Genomic DNA, 17,811 nt, shown 5'->3' with positions numbered 1-17,811 from the left:
CACTTCTGGTGTAAGTCTGACTGGTACGAGCAAGGACTCCTATGCGCAATAACCAACCTGTTTCCCAGCGTGAATATGTCTATGACGATCATGCCACACTGATGTCAACGACCGACCTGAATAGCTATATCACCTATGCCAACGACGCCTTTATTGAGGCCAGTGGTTTTACCTCTGATGAGGTAAAAGGGCAGCCGCACAATATGGTGCGCCATCCGGATATGCCACCAGAAGCCTTTGCAGATATGTGGGCCACCTTAAAACAGGGTGAACCCTGGACCGCGCTGGTTAAAAACCGGCGTAAAAACGGAGACCATTACTGGGTGCGGGCGAATGCCATTCCGGTGGTGCGTGACGGCAAGGTCCAGGGCTATATGTCCGTACGCACTAAGCCCTCAGCGCAGGAGGTTAAACAGTGTGAAGCGCTGTATCGCGATTTCCGCGAAGGACGCGCAAGGGGCCGCCAGTTTCACAAAGGGCTGATTATACGCAGCGGCTGGCGTCGTCTTGGATCGATATTAAAAACGTTGCCGCTCCGCTGGCGCATTCGCACTGCGTTACTGGCTGTCTTGCCGCTGTCGGTTGCGGGCGTCTGGGCATTGGGCGTTGCGCCACTGGCGCTGGCGGGCTTTACGGCCGGTATGGCCTGCCTGCTGTTGCTGGCCAGCCTGTGGCTCGAACAGCAGATCTCGCGTCCCATCGAGCGCATGTGCAGGCAGGCGCTGCGTGTGGCAACCGGTGCCAGCCATCAGGTTGAGCAGATGGATCGCATTGACGAGGTAGGACTGACGCTACGCGCCATTGGACAGCTGGGGCTGATGTTCCGCTGGTTAGTCGATGATGTCAGTGGCCAGGCCATTAATGTGCTGAGTGCCAGTGATGCGATTGCCCGTAGCAATAATGAACTGAGTCGTCGCACCGAGCAGGCGGCGGCCAACGTACAGCAAACGGCCGCGACCATGAACGAAATGACCGCAACGGTAAAAAGTAATACGCAGACCGCACAGGAAGTGAGTTCGCTCTCTGTTAACACCAGTGAAGCGGCAAGCAAGGGCGGCGAGGTCATGAAGGAGATGATGGGAATGATGGCAGAAATCGCTGACAGCTCACAGCGCATTGCCAGTATCACCAGCGTTATCGACAGCATTGCTTTCCAGACCAACATCCTGGCGCTGAACGCGGCGGTAGAGGCGGCCAGAGCGGGTGAACAGGGGAAAGGGTTCGCCGTGGTGGCCGGTGAGGTGCGGAGCCTGGCACAGCGCAGCGCAAAAGCCGCCAGCGAGATTAAAGCGCTGGTTGAAACCAGCGCCAGCCGGGTCAATTCGGGTAACGAGCATGCGGGTGCCGCAGGCCATACCATGCAGGACATTGTGCAGCAGGTCCAGAACGTGACGTCACTGATCGGCCAAATCAGCGCCGCGACAGCAGAACAGTCCACCGCGTTGAGTGAAGTGAGCACGGCGGTGGAAGATCTGGACGATATTACCCATCAAAACGCCGCCCGCGTTCAGGAAAGCGCAGAAGCCTCAGGGCGCATGACGCATCAGGCTAACCGGCTGGTTGAAGCGATCAGCGTGTTTCGCTAAGACGCGACCGCCTGCGTGCCCGCATAGCCGGCACGCAGCGCACCGGGTGACTGGCCGATTATTCGTTTAAAGGCCCGGCTAAAAGCGGCCAGTGAACCATAGCCCAAATCGAAAGCGACCGTTTCCAGCGCCTCACCATGGTCGGCGATGCGTTTAACCGCCAGTCGCATGCGCAATTCGGTCAGGTAGCGCAGCGGCGTCATACCGGTGGCATGAAGAAAGCGTTCGGCAAATACCGAGCGTGAGCTACCGGCTTCGCGCGCTAAACGTTCTACCGTCCAGTTCTCGCCCGGAGAACGGTGCATGGCGGCAATGGCCTCACTCAGGCGCGGATCGCGCATCGCCTGCACCAGCCCGCTACTTTGCCCACAGCCATTTTCTACCCAGCCACGCACCACCAGGGCCGCAACCACATCCGCCAGACGCGAAAGAATCCCGGCGTGACCCGCGTGTCGGGTTCGTGATTCACGCTCCATCGCCTCCAGCATTGGGCGAATCTCCGGATAGTGTGACAGCAGCGTACTGACCAGCATGACGTCCGGCATCGTGTTGATCAGCGGCTGCATGCCGCCCAGTTCAAATGCCATGCTGGCGCTGAATAACAGGACGCTGTGGTCATCTTCACAGGCATCTGCCGGTGCCGTAATGGCACAGATACTGTCACAGATCGGTTTGCTCGCCATCGCGTCAATGCACTGACAGTCGGCATCCTCACTGGAGAGCAGGCTGTGCGGCTTACCGTGAGGGATCAGCAGGGCATCGCCACTGTTCAGCGTGAAAAGCGCGCCGGATGCGCCACGCACCAGCAGCGTACCGCGCCCGACAAAATGAAACTGGGCCCGTCCCGGAGAATCATTAAAGCGCAGGCCAAAAGGGGCGCTGACGGCAATGCGCTGGTAGTTAACGCCATACAGGCGCATGCCCATTAGCAACTCACTGGTCAACTCATCGTAACGGCTCATCACAGAAATCCAGACGAATTATCAAAAATGACGGTGTAACCATCATAGATCGTCTTGCTCATCCCCTCTATGCTCAGCACTACTTTTTTTTCCGGAGAAGCAACATGAGTCTCAACACTGAAGTGGCTGATGAGGTTTCCATACCCACTCATCCAGCGTGGGGCGCCGTCTTTGCGATGTCGTTTGGCGTATTTAGCCTGATTACCGCCGAGTTTTTACCTATTAGTTTGCTGACGCCGATAGCGCGCAGCCTGAACGTTTCGGAAGGTCTGGCGGGACAGACAGTGACCGTCACGGCCCTGATTGCGCTTCTCACCAGTCTGACGGTAGGCAGCCTGGTCCGACGCATCGATCGCCGGGTGGTGATGCTGGCCTTCTCATTACTGCTCATCGTTTCCGCATTGATGGTGGCACTGGCCGCCAATCTGACCGTCATTTTGCTGGCGCGCGTCCTGCTGGGAGTGGCCATTGGTGGCTTCTGGACGTTGTCTACCGCCATTACCATGCGGCTGGTGCCCGCCGATCAGGTTCCTCGCGCACTCTCCATCGTGTTTAGTGGTATCTCACTGGCGACCATTATTGCGACCCCGCTGGGTAGTTATCTGGGCGGGCTGGTAGGCTGGCGAGCGATCTTCCTGTTTACGGCGGGCCTGGGCGCGACTTCCCTGCTCTGGCAGTTTTTCACCCTTCCCGCCATGCCTGCCGAAGGCAACGCGCGCAGCGGCGGTGTGCTGGCGTTGTTACGGATAAATGTCATGCGCTGGGGAATGCTGGCGGTGATCATGATGTTTACTGCCCACTTTGCTTTTTTCACCTATCTGCGACCATTTCTGGAAAGCGTGGCGCGGCTTGACCTCAGCCAGCTGTCTCTGGTGCTGCTCGCATTTGGCATCGCTAACTTTGTGGGTACGTATCTGGCCGGTTATCTGGTGACACGTAGCGTATCACTGACGCTGAGCGGAATGGCCCTGCTGATGGGCGCGACGGCCCTGATGCTGGTGAGTTTTGGCCATACTGGCTGGCTGGTTGCAGGCGGTGTCGCGATCTGGGGCCTGGCGTTTGGTTCGATGCCGACGGGCTGGTCCACGTGGATTTCTCGTGCGGTGCCAGACGATGCTGAATCGGGCGGTGGGTTACTGGTGGCAACCATTCAGTTAGCGATTACGGTGGGCGCGGCGGCGGGAGGCTGGATGTTTGACTTACGCGGCGCAGGCGGCGTTTTCCTTGCCAGTAGCGCGCTGATGCTGGTGGCGGCAGTAACGATCTTTTCCCGCGTCAGGCATCACGGTTAATGTGACTCATGGCAGCGATATATGCTGCCTTTTTATTGCAGTCTGGTTTTTTAACCTTTTGTGTTTTAACAGGGCTAAACGTGCTTTTCAATTTCAGTTTTATTGAACAACTTAAGCAAAACCCTCTGCTTTTTTCTGATCAATATTCGGCCTATTATGTTTTCACACAAGGCAAAACGCCTTAAATAAACTGAAAATGACCGAGGAATTTATCATGAAAACTATCAAAACTTTTGCTGCTGTTATCGCCCTTGCCGTTCTTCCTGTTGCAGGCTTCGCGCAAACTGTGACAGCGACCGGTTCTACTCTGGACAGCACCGAAGCGAAAATTGCTGCGCAGGCGCAAGAAGCTGGTGCTTCCTATAAAATCACCGAAGCTAACACCAATAACGGCGTGCACATGACCGCTGAACTGCTGAAATAATGCTTGAAGTTGTGTGCTGACAGGACGCCTATGGGCGTCCTGGCGGCGTTTGTGGATGCCCGCCGTTTCATCTTTTCCCTTCCAGGTTCCCCATCAGACTCCTTTGTTATTCGCCACTAAGCCTGTCAGCTGTGCAGACGCTTGCCTGATTTTTGGGCGCGATAACGTGCAGGCTTCTCCGCTGCGGCCGCGATTTCACGCGAGAGACGATTTACTGCCATTAATAGCCAGGTGCAAGACTGGCTGGCCTCGGACGATCCCTGATGTAGCAAGACGGTAAGACCACGTAAGCCTGGTCGGACGACAGCCGATGGCAAAGTCCATCACGGGCTAAGGGAAGCAGAGCCTGGGCAGAAGGGGAAGACGTAAACCGCATCAGTAACCGGTTTACCGGTCTGCTGCGCTCTGCAAGTCGCCAGGTTCTGCTTGTCAGTCTGGATTGCGTGAAGCGCGGCCAACAATCCTGGCAGGCACCGACTCATGACTCTGGATTCGCGATAATTTGCCTGCGGCATGAGGCTGCCGCAGGCGAAGAGCCTGGTTATGACACGTCTTCAGAGGCGTCACGCATCATCTCACCGTGCGGCACGTCATCCAGAATCTGCTCAAAGCTACGCAGACGTTTATAGATAGACATCAGCTCAACCAGCGTCGACCACGAGGTGATCAGGTACTGGAACGAGCTGCGGACCTGATCGAAAACGTTGGTTATCTGGTTAAGCAAACCCAGCGTTATCGTTCCGGCTACAATGGACGGGAACAACAGAAACAGTCCAAAGACGTTATCGACCTGAAGATAAAGAATGCGGCTGATGTTGAAGTAGAGATAGTGAAAATACAGACGGAAATAGTTAACCCGCACGTTGTTGAACAGCACTTTTACCGTGGGTGGTGTGGCACGGTCGGCGTTGTCTTCGCCGTAAACCAGCTCTTTACGATAAGCAGCTTCAACCCGTTGATTACGAAATTCGAGACCGGGGAGCTTAATCCCGACCAGCGCCAGCAGACCGGTACCGAACAGCGACCAGAGAACCGCAGCAATCACCAGCGCGTAAGGGAGATTCCCCAGAATCGGAATGTTTTCGACATGATGTGACAGGGCGATCAACACCGGCAGAAACGCCACCAGGGTCATAATGGCCTGGATAAAGTTCACGCCCCAGCTTTCCAGCGTTGTGGCAAAACGCATGGTATCTTCCTGCACACGCTGAGCCGCGCCTTCAACGTGGCGTAAGCGCTGCCAGTGGTGCATATAATAATTGTTCATTGCGGTACGCCAGCGGAATACCCAATGGCTGATGAAAAAAGCATTCATCACGCCAATAACGACCGCAATTAAGGCAATGCCCAAAAAGGCCATCACCTGAGCATAAAATTCGTTGATTTGAACCGAGCCGGCTTTCGTCAGCGCTTTTTGGATCAAATCATAAAAAGGGCCATACCAGGCGTTTACGGCAACGCCAACCTGCACACCAAACCAGGTGACAAAAATAATCAGTGCCGAACCCCATACCGACCAGCGTTGCCACGGATGGTTGTCAGTTAGTCGCCAGGCTATCGCGAAAATTGCCACCATCAGCCAGTAATAGGCATAAAACCACAACTCACCCGGCGCAATAAACCGCATTACCGTCGTGGGCAAGGGCTGCTTGATGGCGGCCTGAAAAGCAGGCCAAAAATGGGCCGGTAAATCGCTGGCAAAGCCAAACCAGCCAAAAATCGCCAGTAAACTCCAAAGGGCGGCCGAGCTGAAAAACAGTCCCGGTCGCGGGAAGAAAGACTTAAACATAGGTACTCCGCTGTTGTGTAATCGCTTTTATAACGTTTAAACGGCTATCTGTCTGTAGCCTGTTGTTTCTGAACATGACATCGACAAAATATATGTTAATGAAATTGTGCTTTTTTGTTTCCTTAAACTAAATGTTTATTGGCAATGGTGTTACACTTATATTCATTGTTACCGGTAACAGTTCGTTGTACCCGAAATCCGCAGATAAAAACCACTACAACGTACTCACTTCTCTTTTTCGTACCGCAGTTGATGCGGTGATGAGGCAATGTCATGTCAGACCAGAAAAAGGGTCATTCACGCAGGGATTTTTTGCTGAAGACCATCACCCTGGCGCCCGCAGTGGCGGTAGGCAGTAGCGCACTTGGTGCATTTTCTGCGCCCGCTCAGGCGGCAGCGCCCGCCGCACCCCAGCCCGCCCGAGATTATCAGCCCACTTGGTTTACCGCCGAGGAATTTGCCTTTATCAAGGCGGCCGTTGCGCGCCTGATTCCTGCTGATGAACGCGGCCCCGGCGCGCTGGAAGCAGGCGTGCCTGAGTTTATCGATCGTCAGATGAATACGCCTTACGCCACCGGAGCAAACTGGTATATGCAGGGGCCTTTCAATCCCGACGTCCCTAAAGAAATGGGCTATCAGCTGCCGCTGGTGCCGCAACAGATCTACCGTCTCGGTCTGGCTGATGCCGATCATTACAGTCAGCAGCAGCACGGTAAGGTGTTTGCCCAACTCGACGCCGGGCAGCAGGACGCATTATTACAGGCCATGGAGAGCGGCAAAGCCGGTTTCCGTCAGCTGCCCGCCAACGTGTTTTTCTCATACTTATTGCAGAACACCCGCGAAGGCTTCTTTAGCGATCCCATCCACGGCGGCAATCAGGGCATGGTGGGCTGGAAGCTCATCAACTTCCCTGGCGCACGCGCCGACTTTATGGACTGGGTAGAGCGCGGTGAACGCTATCCGTTCCCGTCAGTGTCGATTCGTGGAGAGAGAAGCTGAGCATGGCAAATGAATTAAAGAAAGTGGATGCCGTGATTGTCGGCTTTGGCTGGGCGGGCGCCATTATGGCCAAAGAGCTGACCGAAGCAGGTCTGAACGTGCTGGCGCTGGAGCGCGGTCCACATCGTGATACCTATCCGGATGGTTCTTACCCGCAGTCGATTGATGAGCTGACCTACAACGTTCGCAAAAAGCTGTTTCAGGACCTGTCTAAGAGCACCGTCACCATTCGGCACGACGCCTCACAAACGGCCGTGCCTTACCGCCAACTGGCGGCCTTCCTGCCCGGTACCGGTACCGGCGGCGCCGGGCTGCACTGGTCGGGTGTCCATTTTCGGGTTGATCCCGTAGAGCTGAAGCTGCGTAGCCACTATGAGGCGCGCTACGGTAAAAACTTTATTCCTGAAGGCATGACCATTCAGGACTTTGGCGTGGACTACCAGGAGCTGGAGCCGTTTTTTGATAAAGCTGAAAAGGTGTTTGGCACCTCCGGTAGTGCCTGGAGTATTCAGGGCAAGGTCGTCGGCAAAGACAAAGGCGGTAACCCCTTTGCGCCCGATCGCTCTGACAACTTTCCACTGCCCGCGCAAAAGCGGACCTGGTCGGCTCAGCTGTTCGCCCAGGCCGCCGAGTCCGTAGGTTATCACCCTTACGATCTGCCGTCGGCGAACACCTCTGGTCCCTATACCAATACTTACGGCGCCCAGATGGGGCCGTGCAACTTCTGCGGCTACTGCAGCGGCTACGCCTGTTATATGTATTCCAAGGCATCGCCGAATGTGAATATTTTGCCTGCGCTGCGTCAGGAGCCAAAGTTTGAGCTGCGTAACAATTCTTACGTGCTGCGCGTCAACCTCACGGGTGATAAGCAGCGTGCGACCGGTGTCACCTATGTCGATGCGCAGGGCCGTGAGCAGGTGCAACCGGCGGATCTGGTCATTCTGTCTGCCTTTCAGTTCCATAACGTCCATTTGATGCTGTTGTCCGGCATCGGTAAACCTTACAACCCGATCACCAACGAAGGTACGGTAGGGCGCAACTTCGCCTATCAAAACCTGTCGACGTTGAAAGCGCTGTTCGATAAAAACACCACCACCAATCCCTTCATCGGTGCAGGCGGTGCAGGCGTCGCCGTGGATGATTTCAATGCCGACAATTTCGATCATGGTCCGCACGGCTTTGTTGGCGGGTCGCCGTTCTGGGTGAACCAGGCGGGCACCAAACCGATCTCGGGGCTCCCCACGCCGACCGGCACGCCAAACTGGGGCAGTCAGTGGAAAGCCGCCGTGGCGGACACCTACACGCACCACCTTTCCATGGATGCTCACGGTGCGCACCAGTCTTACCGCGCTAACTATCTGGACCTGGACCCGAACTACAAAGATGCCTACGGCCAGCCGTTGCTGCGCATGACGTTCGACTGGCAGGACAACGACATCAAGATGGCGCAGTTCATGGTGGGGAAAATGCATAAAATCGCCGAAGCCATGAATCCTAAAATGATCATTGGCGGGGCGAAGAAGCCTGGTACGCATTTTGACACGACCGTGTATCAGACGACCCACATCAGCGGCGGCGCGATTATGGGTGAAGATCCCAATACCAGTGCGGTGAACCGTTATCTGCAAAGCTGGGATGTGCCGAATGTGTTCGTTCCCGGCGCTTCAGCGTTTCCGCAGGGGCTGGGATATAACCCCACCGGCATGGTCGCCGCACTGACCTACTGGTCGGCGAAAGCGATTCGGGAACAGTACCTGAAGAATCCGGGTCCCCTGGTGCAGGCATAAGGAAGATGGTGATGAAAAACGGTATTTTAGCCCTGGTGTTGGGCAGCCTCGCCTTCGCCGCCCTGGCGGATGACAGCACGGCGGATCGGGTCAAACGCGGTGAATATCTGGCGCGCGCGGGCGACTGTGTAGCCTGCCACAGCAGTGAAGGCGGCAAGCCCTTTGCAGGGGGATTGCCGATGGCCACGCCGATTGGCACGATCTACTCCACCAATATCACGCCGGATAAATCGACCGGTATTGGTGACTACAGCTACGACGACTTTCAGAAAGCCGTGCGGCACGGTATCGCGAAAAACGGCGATACGCTCTATCCCGCTATGCCTTATCCGTCTTATGCCGTGGTCAGCGATGAAGACATGCAGGCGCTGTATGCCTACTTCATGCACGGAGTTGCCCCGGTCAGTCAGGCCAACAAAGAGAGTGATATTCCCTGGCCCCTGTCAATGCGCTGGCCGCTGGCGATCTGGCGCAATCTGTTTGCACCGGATGTAAAGGCGTTCCAGCCTGCCGCGCAGGAGGATGCGACGTTGGCGCGCGGCCGTTACCTGGTAGAAGGTCTGGGCCACTGCGGTGCCTGCCATACGCCGCGTAGTTTTACCCTGCAGGAAAAGGCGTTAACCAATGCCGGGGGAACGGATTATCTGGCGGGCAGCAGTGCGCCGGTTGACGGCTGGACCGCAAGCAATCTGCGCGGAGATAACCGCGATGGCCTGGGCCGCTGGAGTGAAGATGACCTGCGCCAGTTCCTGCGCTATGGGCGTAACGACCACACGGCGGCTTTTGGCGGCATGGTGGACGTTGTCGACCACAGCCTGCAGCACCTGACGGATGAAGACATCACGGCCATCGCCCGCTATCTGAAGTCGCTGGGTGCCAAAGATCCGCATCAGGTGGCGTTTAGCGTGGATGACGCGACGGCCAAAGCCTTATGGAAGGGCGACGACAGTCAGACGGGCGCCGCGACCTATGTGGACAGCTGCGCAGCCTGCCATAAAACCGATGGCAGCGGCTATAAACGCTTCTATCCTGCGCTGCGGGGCAATCCTGTGGTGATGGCAGACGATCCGACCTCGCTGATTCACATCGTGCTGGTTGGTGGCGAACTGCGTGGAGTAAAAGGCGCGCCTTCAACCATCACTATGCCGGCATTTGGCTGGCGTCTGAACGATCAGCAGGTCGCAGACGTGGTGAACTTTATTCGTCGCAGCTGGGGCAACAATGCGGCGGATAACGTGACGGCGAAGCAGGTGGCTGCCCTGCGTGAAGAGGTCAAAGATCGTCAGGGCAATGCAGATATCAAGGTGTTAGAAGGGAAGTAGACCTCAGTGTTTCAGCCTTCCCCGCAGGGGGAAGGCTGAATGTTCAGATATGTTCCAGCCTGATACCGCGCGTCTTAGGCCCGAAAACGCCCACCGACAGCATCACCATCAGCATACTTAGCACGATAAACGCGATAACGCCATGCGTGCCGGCGTACTGCAAAATCACACCGATCAAAAGACTGCTGAATGCGGTTGATAACCGGCTGAACGAGTAGCAGAAACCCACTGCCCGTGCGCGGATGTGCGTGGGGAAAATCTCGGTCTGATAGGCATGATAGCTGCAGGTCAGCCAGGCATTCGAGAAGGTGATCAGGAAACCGCAAATAATCAGCAGTACCGGGTTGGTTTGCAGGGCAAACAGCGTACCGAATACCACCGTCATGAGCGAAGAGAGAACGATTTGCCATTTGTTTTCGAGCTGGCTGGTAAAACTGCCACAAATCAGCGATCCAATCGGGTAGGCAAGCGTGATAAAAAACGCATACAGCAGGCTGTGGGTGATCGACGTTCCCTGACCGGACAGCAATGCCGGCAGCCAGTTACCAAAACCATAAAAACCAATCGCCTGAAAGAAGTTCATGACCACCAACATAAGCGTGCGCTTGCGATAGCGGGCTGACCAGATCTCCCGAAAGCGGCTCTTCTCCGGTTTCTTGTCTGAGACGGACGGCTTCGTCAACGGCAGGCCCGGGGCGATGCCGCACCGTTTTTCCATTTTCGCCATCACCTGATGGGCCTCATCGACGCGCCCCTGCTGCACCAGCCAGCGCGCGGACTCTGGCAGGTTTTTGCGCACAAACCAGATCACCAGTGAACAGACCGCACCGGCAATCACCACCCAGCGCCAGCCTTCCAGCCCAAGGATATTTTGCGGCATCAGCCACCACGACATGAGCGCAACGGCAGGCACCGACAGGAACTGGATAAAAAACGAAAAGGCAAAAGCCCGGTTACGCAGGTGAGTGGGCACCCATTCACTCAAATAAGTATCAATGGTGACCAATTCTACGCCCAGCCCAATCCCCACCAGAAAGCGGCACAGGATCACCATCTCCGCGCTGTGCTGAAAAGCCATGAGCAGTGAAAATACGCCGTACCAGGCCAGGGCACAGATAAAGGTCAGTCGACGACCAAAGCGGTCGGCAAGGGGCGTGAGCAGGCTGGCGCCAACAAACAGCCCCAGAAAGGTAGCGGAAGCAAACGCAGCCTGATCGGTAATGCCCAGTATCCCGGCACTGCCCGTGTGGAAGATACCGGCCGCCAGCAAGCCAGTGCTGATATACCCGGTTTCAAACAGATCGTAAAGCTCAAAGAACCCGCCCAGCGCCAGCAGCGAGATAAAGCGCCATAAACCGACAGAAGAAGGTAGCGCATCAATGCGCTCAGCTAAGCTGGTGTTGGCCGACGATGCCGCCGTCGGTGCTATCCCTGTGATGAAGGCTGGTGTCATGTAAGGTGAACCTCATGTCAGGATGATTGCCATTCCCGCTACAGGCCGTGATGTGTTTTGAAAGCGTTGCCCATTCGCGAGCCGTGAAGCAGCAGAATAATCAATTACCTGATTCTTGCCGACAGGAATAGTGATGAATTTTTAGCAACGCATATTGCAGTATTGACTGGGACGGTTTTTAGGGCAGAACGTCAGGCGGCCGAGGTAAAGGCACAAGAGCCGGTCAGGGCACAAAGGCGCGGTCAGCCGTCACCACGATTGGCGGGCCGGTAAAGGCCAGGCACTCACAGGCTGACGCCGCGCCGCACAGAGTCTGTTTCCCGCTCAGGCCTGATCACCCGAGCGGGAATCCGTTTTAGACGCCAGACAGGCGGAAAGCAGAAACGGAGTGGGTCAGGTGCTGAGCCTGCTCTTCCAGCGAAGCAGCCGCGGCGGCCGACTCCTGGACCAGCGCGGCGTTTTGCTGCGTCACACCATCCATCTCAGTGACCGCCTTTTCAATCTGGCTGATACCGTGATGCTGCTCATCGGACGCGGTTGAAATGTGGTCCATCAGCTCGTTCACCCGGCTCACCGAGGAAATAATCGCATTCATCGCCTCGCCCGTGCGGCTGACCTGATCAGAACCCACGCGAATCGTCGCGACCGATTCGGCAATCAGCCCTTCAATTTCTTTCGCCGCCACGGCGCTGCGTTGCGCGAGATTACGCACTTCACCGGCGACAACGGCAAAACCCCGGCCTTGCTCACCGGCGCGCGCCGCTTCGACGGCGGCGTTCAGCGCCAGAATATTGGTTTGAAAAGCAATGCTGTTAATAACGCTGGTAATATCCTCGATCTTCTTCGAACTTTCATTAATTTTGGCCATTGAAACGATAACCTGCTGAGAAACCTTCTCGCCGGTTTCTGCGTTCTGTACCGCTTCGTTAGCCAGACGGCAGGCTTCAAACACGTTGTCCGTGTTCTGTTTAACGGTTGCCCCTAACTGCTCCATGCTGGCCGCCGTTTCCGTTAGCGCCGCAGCTTGCTGCTCGGTACGGGACGCCAGATCGATATTACCGCTGGCAATTTCCTGTGAAGCACAGGACACCGCGTGGGTTGAGTGGCGCACCCGGATAATAATGTCCGTCAGAGACGTCCGCATTTGCTCCATCGAGCTCATCAGTTGCTGAATTTCGCTCTTCGAGCCGATTTTGACCGGCACCGGGTGATCGAGCACGCCTGCCGCAATCTCGCTGCAGTGCGCTTTTGCGTTATTGAGCGGCGATAAGATATAGCGTCTGACAAAGATCAGTATCGCAATGATGATGGCCAGGAATAACAAGCCAAACACGATGAGCAGGGTGATCCCGGATGAAAAGTTGCCCTGGGCGTCAGTATTCAGTTTCTTCGCATAAGCCTCGTGTTGTGCCAGCACCTGATCCAGGACGATTTCATACTGCCGGTCGAGGCGGACTACGTTGGCAATTTGATTTTTAAAGCGCTGCTGATCGCGGGCTTCGGCCGCTTCAATCAAGGGTTGAATTCCCCGATCGCGATAAGCCAGATAGGCCTGACGATAGCGGTCTGCATCGGCCTCTTCACCCGGAATGCGTGGCGCACTCAGATAAGCCTGAAAGGCAGCATCGGCTTTAGCCGCGACGCTTTTTACGCTGTCCAGAGAATAGCCGCCCTGCGTGCCGTCGTTCTCAATTTCTTTCATGTATTCCATCAGCCGGACGCGTAACGTTCGGCTGTGGTTGATAGGATCGATAACTGATAACACTACGCGGATTTCTTTATTAACCGCATTTAACGACGCGTTGCTCCGGGCCAGTAACCAGATGCTGACCGATATGCTGATAAGAAAAAGAATTAACAGGAACGACAAAACCAGTAGTGAAGATTTTTTTAACGACATTACGCAGTCCTGAATAGGGGATTATGGACTGATATATCGGCATCAGGAGGGTAAATATTTAGTGGGAACGTGCTGAAATTAATAAACAATAAGGTGGGTAAAAGATGAGCGAAATAATGAACCAGATGATTCAATATTATTATCTGATGATCTTTTCTGCCGGTTCGGTTATTTCGCCCTTTACGTTAGATAACCTGAGTTTTAGGGCCAGACAGATTTAACAAAGCCTGAAAGATCGGCGCGTGCACAGGATGACTGCTGGCGATAAACAGCACGGCGCAAGAGGTGATGTATCGTAACGCGTTATAAACTGGCCTTTTATTTCATCATTCAACGGTCATGCTTTGTTATTATTGCCATGACAATAATATATGACAGGAAATCACGCTTTTATTGTTGTCAGGTCTGGTCCTGTTTTATTTGTAAAATCAACAGAGAAAAGGCTGACCTACGTCAGGTAAATAATCCGAATGATGAATCTTTATCCGGTTATCGTCGTCAACCCTGACCTGTCGTCTACACTTATTACATCGTTATAAGGAAGTCTCTACTCACCGGTATCGAGGTAATAATGCAAGTATGTCCCTATTTGTTTCTCTATGGTCGCTGTGAAGAAGCGATAGAATTCTATTTGCAGGCAACGGGTGGAAAACTGCTGCAAAAAATGACGTTTGGCGATATGCCGGAGCAGGGTGAACAGGTGGGCGATCGGTCCGCTCCGCCGTTGCCCCCTGAGAAAATTATGCATGCGCACCTCCGCATTGGTCAGGGTGAGCTGATGATGAGTGATGGCAATCCCCATCAGCCTCCGGCCTCAGAACACGCGGGCTATGCCGTGAGTCTGGCAACCAATGATGCAGAGCAGGGTAAGGCATGGTTTGAAAAGCTGTCTGCAGGCGGGAAAGTCACTACGCCATGGCAGGAGACGTTCTGGTCTAACGGCTTCGCCATGATTATCGATAAATTCAATATTCCATGGCGCATCAACGTGGTAAAACCCGACGCGTAATACGCTGCAGTTTGTAAAGACGCGAGGCCTTCCCTATGGGAAGGCCTCAACGTTTGCCGCCACCTCTTTTCGCGGTGCGACAGCAATCAGAAGTTATAGCCAGCGACCAGGTAGTAACCCCAGCCTGTGGACTTGATTTCAGACGCGCTTTCACCAAATCCTAACTCCTGACCCGCTCCCCACTGACCGCCGTTATGAAAATAACGGGCGACGGCCGAGAAGTGCCAGTGATCGTAACCCAGCGACAGGATATGGCTGGAGGCGATTGAATTGCTGGTGCGAATCGGGCCACTCTTTTCGCGTAAGTCTGAACCCCAGTCGAAGTTGGTAAAGCCTACATAGCCAAGGTTACCGCCCCACAGGGTGGTGATCGGCACAAAATATTTCACTTTGAAGCGATAGCCATCCCAGCTGTTTTCATTCGCTGCACCGTAGTTTTCCCACTGGTATTTGGCATAGACGTTAAGCGACAGACCGATATCGCTGTGCGTATCGATGTCGGTGCCCAGGCCCATATACCAGGTATTCTGACGGTTGGCGCTGTTGCGGCCCATATCGTAGATATAGTTGTTCGCGAAGTACCACTCTTTAAACGGACCAAAGGCCAGGCTGGTGCCGGTCAGTTTATCAATGGAGAAACGCGGCTCAATTTCCATGAACAGCGGCGAACCGTGGTCGAAAATGCCGTTAGCATTGCTGTTGCCCACGCCAAAGAAGTTCGGCAGATCAACGTAGCCGTAAAAATCAAACCAGTCTTTTTTCGCAAACGCTTCATATTCCAGATAGACGTCATTATTGAACTGCGGTCCGAAGCGAGTGTGGTAACTGCCCACCACGTTTACGCTCTGATGCCACCAGTCGGAAACGTACTGGGGAGCATTGTCAGCAGCCTGCACTGCACCGTTTAAGGAACCTGCCAGCAGGGCGCCTGCCATTAACGTTTTAAATTTCATTATATTTTGACCACTGGTTTTTATGCGCAAGACAATCGTTTGCGCGCTGTTTGGAAATCAATCCCAAAGGTTGGGCAGTAATGTACTCAGGCCGCCTGTTTTAGTTAGCGTAGCGTGCCTGTAACAGAGAGATAGAAAATAGCTTTTGGTCACATTTGTCAAAATGTGTTGCATAACAATTCATCAATATTGTGATGCTTGTCACAATATTGTCTCCGGCGAACGGAACCAGGCAACCGTTTACGTTGTCCGGTTCCGAATCAAACAGCGAGGATCAGGGAAAAGTGACGCGGACCTGAAAACCGCAACGTACACCGTGCGGATTCAGGCAATTGGACAGGGCAACGCGGATATGATGTTTGTGCGCCACGCTTCGTACAATAGACAAGCCTAACCCGCTCCCCTGGGCTTTAACATCCGGGGCGCGGGCAAAGCGATCAAACGCGCGTTCAATAAACGACTCCGGCATGCCCGGGCCGTTATCGACGATATCTACCACGGTTTGCCCGTCAACACGGTGCAGCAGGACATCCACCAGGCTGCCTTCAGGCGTATGAAGCATGGCATTGCCAATCAGGTTATCAAACAGGCTTCGCAGCTCCGATCGTCCGGCCTGCAACTGGTAGTGCGTGGTGCCGCTAAAGCCAATGTCGATACCGCGTTTATCTGCCACCACCATGAGCTGCTCAATGCTCTCTTTCAGCACATCTTCCAGCGCGATAGTTTCGAGGCTTGCGACAACCGACTGATCTTCCCAGCGTGACATATTCAGCAATTGGGTCACCAGATGGCGGGTGCGGGTCACGCCCGATTCCAGTTGTGCAAACTGACGACTGGCCTCGCCAGGCTGAATATGCTGCCGCAGGTTCTCCAACTGCAACGTAACCGCCGTGACCGGCGTCCGCAATTCGTGCGCGGCATCTTCCATAAACTGGCGCTGTGAAGACCAGGCCGCACGAAGTTTATCCAGCAGCGAATTATAGGCGGCGACCAGCGGCTGAATTTCATCAGGCAGGCTTCCCGGTGAAACGCTGTGTGGGTGATGGGCATCCTGCGCGGCAATCTCCCGGGAGGCAACGCGCAAATCCCGGGTGATTTTGCGCACGACCAGCCAGATAACCAGTAATGACAGCGGCATCATCAAAATCAGCGGAATAATCGCCGACAGCGCCCGCCTCACCATCATTTCTTTCATGTAGCTGAGATTGAGCATCACCTGAATGGTCTTTATCTCGCTGCCGGGCTGGCCGGAGCGGGTATAAATTCGCCATTCGCAGTCGTGGCAGCCGCCGATCTGCACATCTTTGTAGCCGTTTTCGGCCTGTAACGGCGCGTGCAACTCAGGCCAGGAGCTGGAGCGTAGCTGACCTTTGGCATCCCATAGCTGAATGACGAAGGCGCTTTTGATCTTGTGCGCTGGCGCAATCAGCGGCATCAGCGGAGGGATTTCGCGATTCACTGACCAGGCATCGGCCAGCTTGGCGAGCTGCTCATCCTTGATGACGCCCACCATTTCACCGTAGCAGTTAAAGAAATACCAGGCCACGCCGCCAATCATCAGCAAATGAATGACCAGTAACGTACTGAGTAATTTATTCCGTAACGATCGCATAAAGATTTTCATATTGCCGGTACTCGCCAACCCAGTCCGCGCACGTTGCGGATCACATCATTATCCAGCTTGCGCCGCATGCCGTGGATTAATACGTCTACCGCATTGCTGCTGACTTCTTCGCCCCAGCCATAGATGCGGTTCTCTAACTGCTCGCGTGACAGGATGGCACCGGGCCGCTCCAGCAGCGCATAGAGCAGGGCATATTCCCGGGCGGTTAACTGCTCACGTTGCCCTTTGTACAGGACTTCGCGCGTCAGCATATCCAGTTGAACATCCCCGCTGCCCAGCACCGAATCGGCGGAACCGTGATGGCGCCGGGTAATCGCACGCATGCGGGCCATGACCTCCTGAAGATCAAAAGGCTTGAGCAGGTAGTCATCCGCACCATAATCCAGGCCCTGTACGCGCTGAGCGACCGTATCGCGGGCGGTAAGGATCAAGACCGGTGTGGCATCCCCGCGCCCGCGTGCCCGTCTCAGCACCTGCAATCCGTCGTCCCGGGGTAAGCCAAGATCAAGCAGGACGCAGCTGTAGCCGCCTTCGCTCCAGGCGTTTTGCGCATACACGCCATCGCGTACCCAGTCAACTGACCAGCCTGCCGCTTCCAGCGCCTGCTGCAAATTCGCGCCGATCATTTCATCATCTTCGACCAACAAAACGCGCATGGATGATGCCCTCCCGAAAAATGGCAACAGTGTAGCGCTGGATTATTAGCGCAGA

At 55.0% G+C, this 17,811-nt stretch carries 14 protein-coding genes; 7 read left to right on the top strand and 7 right to left on the bottom strand.

All coding sequences use genetic code 11. The features are described from left to right. Positions 1-41: 41 nt before the first annotated feature. The gene (locus PAGR_RS20420; protein WP_014595079.1) at positions 42-1,586 is read left to right on the top strand and encodes a methyl-accepting chemotaxis protein; all 1,545 of its coding nucleotides are present in this window, start codon (positions 42-44) and stop codon (positions 1,584-1,586) included. On the opposite strand, the gene PAGR_RS20415 is transcribed toward PAGR_RS20420, so the two are convergent. After that, positions 1,583-2,548, bottom strand: coding sequence for an AraC family transcriptional regulator (locus tag PAGR_RS20415; protein ID WP_014606924.1), 966 nt, complete (start codon positions 2,546-2,548; stop codon positions 1,583-1,585). The two genes, PAGR_RS20420 and PAGR_RS20415, sit on opposite strands and share 4 nt — an antisense overlap. A 104-nt stretch (positions 2,549-2,652) precedes the next feature. Between PAGR_RS20415 and PAGR_RS20410 the strand changes: the two genes are divergently transcribed. Both PAGR_RS20410 and PAGR_RS20405 read left to right on the top strand, forming a co-directional pair. Beyond that, positions 2,653-3,840 (top strand): MFS transporter, encoded by a 1,188-nt coding sequence (locus PAGR_RS20410; protein WP_014606923.1) that lies wholly within the window; start codon positions 2,653-2,655, stop codon positions 3,838-3,840. Positions 3,841-4,054: 214 nt separating this feature from the next. After that, the gene (locus PAGR_RS20405; RefSeq protein ID WP_014606922.1) at positions 4,055-4,264 is read left to right on the top strand and encodes a YdgH/BhsA/McbA family protein; all 210 of its coding nucleotides are present in this window, start codon (positions 4,055-4,057) and stop codon (positions 4,262-4,264) included. A 541-nt stretch (positions 4,265-4,805) separates the two neighbouring features. Here PAGR_RS20405 and sbmA read toward each other — a convergent pair. After that, entirely contained in the window at positions 4,806-6,053 is a 1,248-nt protein-coding gene (gene sbmA / locus PAGR_RS20400) for a peptide antibiotic transporter SbmA (RefSeq protein ID WP_014595081.1), read from the bottom strand. A gap of 273 nt (positions 6,054-6,326) precedes the next feature. On the opposite strand from sbmA, the gene PAGR_RS20395 reads away from it, so the two are divergent. Genes PAGR_RS20395 through PAGR_RS20385 form a run of 3 tightly spaced genes read left to right on the top strand, consistent with a single transcriptional unit; the run spans position 6,327 to position 10,161 of the window. Continuing rightward, positions 6,327-7,052 carry a gluconate 2-dehydrogenase subunit 3 family protein gene (locus tag PAGR_RS20395; protein WP_014606921.1) on the top strand — a complete coding sequence of 242 codons (726 nt, stop codon included), beginning with the start codon at positions 6,327-6,329 and terminating at the stop codon, positions 7,050-7,052. Positions 7,053-7,054: 2 nt separating this feature from the next. Beyond that, complete coding sequence (locus tag PAGR_RS20390) at positions 7,055-8,839, top strand: GMC family oxidoreductase (protein WP_013024201.1); 1,785 nt, start codon at positions 7,055-7,057, stop codon at positions 8,837-8,839. A gap of 11 nt (positions 8,840-8,850) precedes the next feature. Beyond that, positions 8,851-10,161 carry a c-type cytochrome gene (locus PAGR_RS20385; protein WP_014606920.1) on the top strand — a complete coding sequence of 437 codons (1,311 nt, stop codon included), beginning with the start codon at positions 8,851-8,853 and terminating at the stop codon, positions 10,159-10,161. Between the two features lie 43 nt (positions 10,162-10,204). Here the strand turns inward: PAGR_RS20385 and PAGR_RS20380 are convergent, their stop codons facing one another. Both PAGR_RS20380 and PAGR_RS20375 read right to left on the bottom strand, forming a co-directional pair. Further along, the gene (locus PAGR_RS20380) at positions 10,205-11,614 is read right to left on the bottom strand and encodes an MFS transporter (RefSeq protein WP_014606919.1); all 1,410 of its coding nucleotides are present in this window, start codon (positions 11,612-11,614) and stop codon (positions 10,205-10,207) included. A 355-nt stretch (positions 11,615-11,969) separates the two neighbouring features. Beyond that, positions 11,970-13,514, bottom strand: a complete 1,545-nt coding sequence (locus tag PAGR_RS20375) for a methyl-accepting chemotaxis protein (protein ID WP_014606918.1) — start codon at positions 13,512-13,514, stop codon at positions 11,970-11,972. Positions 13,515-14,085: 571 nt separating this feature from the next. Here PAGR_RS20375 and yjdN point away from each other — a divergent pair. Continuing rightward, the gene (yjdN, locus tag PAGR_RS20370; protein WP_014606917.1) at positions 14,086-14,523 is read left to right on the top strand and encodes a VOC family metalloprotein YjdN; all 438 of its coding nucleotides are present in this window, start codon (positions 14,086-14,088) and stop codon (positions 14,521-14,523) included. An 86-nt stretch (positions 14,524-14,609) separates the two neighbouring features. Here yjdN and PAGR_RS20365 read toward each other — a convergent pair whose 3' ends face one another. From PAGR_RS20365 to PAGR_RS20355, 3 genes are all read right to left on the bottom strand, one after another. Beyond that, complete coding sequence (locus PAGR_RS20365) at positions 14,610-15,476, bottom strand: nucleoside-specific channel-forming protein Tsx (RefSeq protein ID WP_014595086.1); 867 nt, start codon at positions 15,474-15,476, stop codon at positions 14,610-14,612. A gap of 274 nt (positions 15,477-15,750) precedes the next feature. Continuing rightward, positions 15,751-17,100, bottom strand: a complete 1,350-nt coding sequence (locus PAGR_RS20360; RefSeq protein WP_044042492.1) for a sensor histidine kinase — start codon at positions 17,098-17,100, stop codon at positions 15,751-15,753. After that, positions 17,097-17,756: a response regulator gene (locus PAGR_RS20355; RefSeq protein WP_014595088.1), complete on the bottom strand. Its 660-nt coding sequence runs from the start codon at positions 17,754-17,756 to the stop codon at positions 17,097-17,099. Before PAGR_RS20355 ends, PAGR_RS20360 begins: the two co-directional genes overlap by 4 nt. Positions 17,757-17,811: the final 55 nt, after the last annotated feature.

It is taken from the genome of Pantoea ananatis PA13 (assembly GCF_000233595.1).
Classification (GTDB): Bacteria; Pseudomonadota; Gammaproteobacteria; order Enterobacterales; family Enterobacteriaceae; genus Pantoea; species Pantoea ananatis.
This window is presented reverse-complemented; position numbering and strand designations above follow the sequence as displayed.